The sequence below is a fragment of the Stutzerimonas stutzeri KOS6 genome, assembly GCF_000307775.2.
Classification (GTDB): Bacteria; Pseudomonadota; Gammaproteobacteria; order Pseudomonadales; family Pseudomonadaceae; genus Stutzerimonas; species Stutzerimonas stutzeri_B.
In genome coordinates this window covers 982,555-985,844 of record NZ_KK020675.1, presented here as the reverse complement: position 1 = coordinate 985,844, position 3,290 = coordinate 982,555, and the positions used below count along the sequence as shown (strand labels likewise).

At 66.0% G+C, this 3,290-nt stretch carries 3 protein-coding genes; all 3 read left to right on the top strand.

Annotation, left to right across the window (positions count from 1 at the left end):
* The first annotated feature begins 311 nt into the window (after positions 1-311).
* From B597_RS28530 to rimI, 3 genes are read left to right on the top strand one after another with little or no spacing between them, the layout of a single operon-like run.
* Positions 312-1,856, top strand: a complete 1,545-nt coding sequence (locus tag B597_RS28530; RefSeq protein ID WP_003294946.1) for a 2-isopropylmalate synthase — start codon at positions 312-314, stop codon at positions 1,854-1,856.
* Positions 1,853-2,674: a hypothetical protein gene (locus B597_RS28525; RefSeq protein WP_003294944.1), complete on the top strand. Its 822-nt coding sequence runs from the start codon at positions 1,853-1,855 to the stop codon at positions 2,672-2,674. The genes B597_RS28530 and B597_RS28525 overlap by 4 nt, the downstream gene beginning before the upstream one ends.
* Positions 2,675-2,683: 9 nt before the next feature.
* Positions 2,684-3,136: a ribosomal protein S18-alanine N-acetyltransferase gene (rimI, locus tag B597_RS28520; RefSeq protein ID WP_003294942.1), complete on the top strand. Its 453-nt coding sequence runs from the start codon at positions 2,684-2,686 to the stop codon at positions 3,134-3,136.
* The last annotated feature ends 154 nt before the right edge of the window (positions 3,137-3,290 follow it).

The following is a 3,290-nucleotide window of genomic DNA, read 5'->3' as shown; positions in this document are numbered from 1 at the left end:
GAGCGCTGATGGAAAACGCATCGCGGTTTTCCGCCCTGCGCGGCTTGCGGTGGATGTAAAAAGCGACATCCAGCCTTCGGGCCAAAGCGGGTGGTTTGGTAGGGTGGAAAATGCCGAAGGCTTTTCCACCAATGGGAAACGCTGATGGAAAACGCATCGCGGTTGTCCGCCCTGTACGGCTTGCGGTGGATGTAAAAAGCGACATCCAGCCAACGAACGCAGCTTCGCCTTCCCGCCTTGTTCATTTCACGCGACAATCCGCGGACTACAAGCGCCCTGTCAGAGGCGCTCGGCAGCCGTGAGGATTTCCTATGAGCAGCAACGATCGCGTCATCATCTTCGACACCACCCTGCGCGACGGCGAGCAGAGCCCCGGCGCGTCCATGACCGGTGAGGAAAAGCTGCGCATCGCCCGGGCGCTGGAGCGGCTGAAGGTGGACGTGATCGAAGCGGGCTTCGCCATCGCCAGCCCCGGCGACTTCGCCGCGGTGAAGCTGGTCGCCGACAACATCAAGGACAGCACCGTGTGCAGCCTGGCGCGCGCCGTCGATGCCGACATCGAGCGCGCCGCCGAGGCGCTGGCCGGCGCCAACTCCGGGCGCATCCACACCTTCATCGCCACCAGCCCGATCCACATGCAGTACAAGCTGCGCATGCAGCCGGACCAGGTGATCGAACAGGCCGTGCGCGCGGTGAGCAAGGCACGCAGCCTGTGCGCCGACGTGGAATTCTCCTGCGAAGACGCCGGCCGCTCGGAGATCGACTTCCTCTGCCGCATCATCGAGGCCGCCATCGATGCCGGCGCGCGCACCATCAACATCCCGGACACCGTCGGCTACGCGATTCCTCACCAGTACGCCGACACCATCCGCCAACTGCTCGAGCGCATCCCCAATGCCGACAAGGCGGTGTTCTCCGTGCACTGTCACAACGACCTGGGTCTGGCCGTGGCCAACTCGCTGGCGGCGGTGGTGGCTGGCGCGCGTCAGGTGGAATGCACCATCAACGGCCTCGGCGAGCGTGCCGGCAACGCCGCGCTGGAAGAGATCGTCATGGCGATCAAGACCCGCCAGGACCTGCTTGACGTGCACACCCGCATCGAGACCGAGCACATCCTCGCCGCCTCGCGCCTGGTCTCGGGCATCACCGGCTTCCCGGTGCAGCCGAACAAGGCCATCGTCGGGGCCAATGCCTTCGCCCACGAGTCCGGCATCCACCAGGACGGCGTGCTCAAGCATCGCGAAACCTACGAAATCATGTCCGCCCAGTCGGTCGGCTGGAACGCCAACAAGATGGTCATGGGCAAGCACTCCGGGCGCGCCGCGTTCCGTTCGCGGCTGGATGAGCTGGGCATCGTGCTGGAAGGCGACGAGCTGAACGCCGCGTTCGCCCGCTTCAAGGAACTGGCGGACAAGAAGCACGAAATCTTCGACGAAGACCTGCAGGCGCTGGTTTCCGACACCCTGGCCGACGAGGCGCCGGAGCACTTCAAGCTGGCCAGCCTGGAAGTGGCGAGCAAGACCGGCACGATTCCCGAAGCCAAGCTGGTGCTCGGCGTCGACGGTAGCGAGCGCAGCGCCGAGGCGCAGGGCTCCGGTCCGGTCGATGCCACTTTCAAGGCCATCGAAGCTATTGCCGAATCGGGCGCGACACTGCAACTGTATTCGGTCAACGCCATCACCCAGGGCACCGATTCCCAGGGCGAAGTCACCGTGCGGCTGGAGAAGGGCGGGCGCATCGTCAACGGCAACGGTGCCGATACCGATATCGTCGTCGCGTCGGCCAAGGCCTATCTCAACGCGCTTAACCTGATGCAGGTCGGCGCCAAGGCGCATCCGCAGGTGGAGGGCGTTTGATCAGCGAAGCCCGGCGTCGCGCCTACCTCGACGCCATGCAGGTGGCCAGCTGGCTGCCGCGTACCGAGTTGCCCTTCGCTGCGCCGTCGCGGCCGGAACTGCTGATGCCGGTCGCCGCCGACGTCGAGCCGGATATTGCCGTCGCACCGGTAGCCGAGGCGCCGGTAGCCATGCCGGTAGTGGAACGGGCGCCCGTAGCGCCGCCCGCAGCACCCGCGGTCGAACAGCCGCAGGCGCCGCGTCCGCGTATCGCCATGCCGGAGCCCAGGAAGGCGGAGCCGGTTGCCGTCGCGGCGCAAGAGCAGGCAGCCGAGCCAGCCAAACCCATCGAGCCGCCGCCACGCTTCTCGCTGCAGCTGCTGCGCGCCGGCAACGTGCTGCTGGTGGTGGAACTGCCCACCGGCGAATCCTTCCAGAGCCGTGATCCGGCCTACATCCTGCTCAAGGACCTGCTGCGCGCCGCACGCCTGCCGGACAAGCCGCAACAGGTCGGCGATGGCGAGCCGATCCGCTGGCCGCTGTTGCACAAGGGCAGTCTCGACCAGGGCGCGGAGGCGGCACGCGATTACGTGCAGGGGGTGATGGGCGCCGAACTGGAACACATGGGTTGCGACTGCATCTGGCTGATCGGCCGCCCGGCGCTGCGTTTCGCCGGTGAAGCGGACGTCGACGCCTGCTACCGCGAGCTGGCCGTCGAAGGGCTGGGCCGCGCGCTGGCGATGCCCGGTCTGGAAGAATTGATGGAGCAGCCGGCCGCCAAGGCCGAGCTGTGGAAGGCCCTGCGCCGCAGCATGCCGCACTGGCACATAGGTTCGTGAGTACGCTTGATGAGTGATGCTGTCAGCTTTCGCCCGATGACCGCGGCGGATATCGATGCCGTATTGAAAGTCGAATACGCCGCCTTCAGCCACCCCTGGACGCGCGGCATTTTCACCGACGCACTGAGCGCCTACGAATGCTGGGTGATGTTCGAGGGCGAGCAGCAGGTGGGGCATGGGGTGATCAACGTCATTCTCGACGAGGCGCACCTGCTCAATATCACCGTCAAGCCGCAAAGCCAGGGACGCGGACTTGGCCTGCGCCTGCTCGAGCACCTGATGCTGCGTGCCCGCGAGCGCGGCGGGCGGGAATGCTTTCTCGAGGTGCGCGCCAGCAATGCCTCGGCCTACCGGCTCTACGAGCGTTACGGGTTCAACGAGGTCGGCCGGCGCCGGGCGTACTACCCCTCGGCGGACGGCCGCGAAGATGCGCTGGTGATGGCTTGCACGTTACTGGATTGATTGCCCGCTATCCCGCCGAACGCCAGCTACGCCTGAGCAGGTATTGGCCGGCGCCCGCGTCTCGCGGTTCCCGATGCTGACTGTCGCGGTATTCGTAGGGTGGATCACGCTGCACCGATCCACCGTGCTCGCGTCATGGTGGATGTAAAAAGCG

Excerpts from the sequence above, each read along its gene's own strand:
- rimI (WP_003294942.1), top strand. The coding sequence starts at position 2,684 with ATGAGTGATGCTGTCAGCTTTCGCCCGATGACCGCGGCGGATATCGAT.
- B597_RS28530 (WP_003294946.1), top strand. The coding sequence starts at position 312 with ATGAGCAGCAACGATCGCGTCATCATCTTCGACACCACCCTGCGCGAC.